Origin of the sequence: Steroidobacter sp., assembly GCF_016790065.1 — a bacterium.
In the GTDB taxonomy this organism is placed as follows: Bacteria; Pseudomonadota; Gammaproteobacteria; order Steroidobacterales; family Steroidobacteraceae; genus Steroidobacter.
In genome coordinates, this window is sequence record NZ_JAEUPY010000197.1 from 1 (window position 1) to 2,229 (window position 2,229).

General features: G+C 60.1%; 4 protein-coding genes. All 4 read left to right on the top strand.

The window, feature by feature from the left end; translation table 11 throughout:
• The coding region (locus JNL55_RS08540; RefSeq protein WP_293851998.1) for a DUF885 family protein at window positions 1-374 on the top strand (374 nt) is incomplete at its 5' end.
• Window positions 375-513: 139 nt separating this feature from the next.
• Entirely contained in the window at window positions 514-1,485 is a 972-nt protein-coding gene (locus JNL55_RS08545; protein WP_293852001.1) for a hypothetical protein, read from the top strand.
• A gap of 27 nt (window positions 1,486-1,512) precedes the next feature.
• Window positions 1,513-1,869: a type II toxin-antitoxin system Phd/YefM family antitoxin gene (locus tag JNL55_RS08550; RefSeq protein ID WP_293852003.1), complete on the top strand. Its 357-nt coding sequence runs from the start codon at window positions 1,513-1,515 to the stop codon at window positions 1,867-1,869.
• A 131-nt stretch (window positions 1,870-2,000) separates the two neighbouring features.
• The coding region (locus JNL55_RS08555) for an RNA polymerase sigma factor (RefSeq protein WP_293852006.1) at window positions 2,001-2,229 on the top strand (229 nt) is incomplete at its 3' end.

The window sequence follows — 2,229 nt, forward strand, 5'->3', positions numbered from 1 at the left end:
CGTACGATCGCTACGGCCATGCGCTCATGCAGTCGTTCCTCGCGTCACGCTTGGTGGTGGATACCGGTTTGAACTACTTCGATTGGCCGCTGGAAAAAGCTCGTGCTTACATGCGAGAGCACACGTTCGAGTCGGACGTGCAGATTGCGTCCGAGTCGCTGCGCTACTCGACCGATCTGTTCGCCCAGGCGCTGGGTTATCGGCTCGGCTACGAACAGATCTGGGCGTTACGTCGACGGGCCGAAGCCGAACTCGGTCCGCGCTTCGATATTCGCGCCTTTCACGCAGCGGTCATCGGGGAGGGCGGCATGCCGCTGGATGTGCTCGCCGAACAGGTCGACCGGTACATCGCCGCCGCTGGGAAGACGGAATAGAGAAACTTTCTGATCGTCGTGAAACCTCTGAAATAACCGCGCCGCCCGAACAAAAAGAAGATTTCGGGCGGCGCTCGATACCGCCGCGCTTGAGGTACGATGCCTGCCGAATGGACATCGGCATGGCGTCGGTACACCAATGAAAAACTATCCGCGCACTATCGGTCTCGGCATCGGGGCACTGTATGGATTGCTGCTGCGGCTAATGTTCGAGTGGGAAGTATTCCACGATTCATACGAGATCGTTTCGGCGTCGTTTCTGCTGCTGGCGCCGTTCGCCACGGGCGCTATCGCTGTGTTCTTCGGCTCGCGCGCCGGTCGCCTTTCGGTCGGTGCACAGATCGGCACGGCCGCCGGCACGATGCTGTTCTTCCTGATCGCCATGTTTGTGTTGTTCATCGAAGGCCTGATTTGTATCGTGCTGGTGCTGCCGGTGTTCACGATCGCGTCGGTCATCGGTGGGCTGGTGATGGGGCTGGCTTTGCGACTGGTTCGATACAACCGTGCGGTCGTCAGTTGCTTCGCGCTGCTGCCGGTGGTGTTCGCTCCGTTGGAGTCGCAGCTGATCCCTGACTCGCATGAGCGCACGGTGGTGAACACCCTCGTGATCGACTCGAGCGCCGAGAACATCTGGAACAATCTCATCTCCGTTGCTGACATCCAGAAGCAGGAGCTTGGGTGGTCTTTCACCCATGCCATGGGCGTGCCGCGTCCGTTACAAGCGGCGATGAATGGCGCCGGCGTCGGTGCAGTGAGAACGTCGCAGTGGGAGAAGGGCGTGCAATTCAAAGAGGTCGTCACGCAGTGGCAGCCGCCGTATCGACTGTCCTACGACTTCGACATTCCACCCAACTCGATCCCTCGCGATGCCCTCGATCGGCACGTGGAAATCGGCGGCGAATATTTCACCGTGGTCTCCGGCGGCTACTCGATTCGGCCCCTGAGTGCCGAGCAGTGCGAAGTGACCCTGCGGACGACCTACGCCAATCGCTCGAACCTGAAACTGTACGGCGATCTGTGGGGCGACTTCGTGTTCGACGACTTTCACCGCTCCATCCTGCGGCTGATCCAGCATCGCTCGGAACGGGCAGATCGGGTGCAGTCCTTTTAGATATTCTTTCCTGGGGAGTACCGAACCATGAGCGCGCAGCTTCGATCTCTCGATGAGCTTCCCAAGCGGAATTCGACCCAAGTAAAGAACAACTGGAGTGAGGTTCTGCGTCAGGTTCAGCAGGCTGGCAGCATCGCGATCACTCGTCATTTGACCATCGAGATGGTGATGATCTCGGCTGGTGCATACCGAGAAATGGTCGATCTGTTTACCGAACTCAGGGCACGTGAGCGCAGGGCTAAGCTTGATGATCTCAAGCGTCGCTTCGATGAGAGGCTTGCCGTGCTTCGGCAGCGGGAGGCGCGAGAACGCCTGGATGCGATGCTTGCTGGCCGTGGCAAGCTTGCGAAAGGCAAGCGGCCGCTTGCGGGGGACCCTTTGTAGCGTGCTGGGCCAGGCCACCGCGGGCCCTGATCTAGTCATGACGAACCACCGCCCGATTTCCTGCAGCGGCGGCAAATAAAGAGTTCCGGGCCTACCGAGCCGCAAAAGCAGCGGGTAAGGTGGCGTCCGGGATGAAGACCTCGTTAGATCACTGGTTCGCGACCGAGATCCTGCCGCACGAGGCGGCGTTGACGCGCTATCTCAAACGCATCTGGTTGAACTCGGCCGAGATCGCCGATCTGCGGCAGGAAGTGTATGTGCGTATCTACGAGAGCGCCGCTAAGGCGCGGCCGTTGCCGCCGAAGGCGTTCTTGTTCACGACGGCGCGCAACCTCATGGCGGATCGAGCCCGGCGTGAGC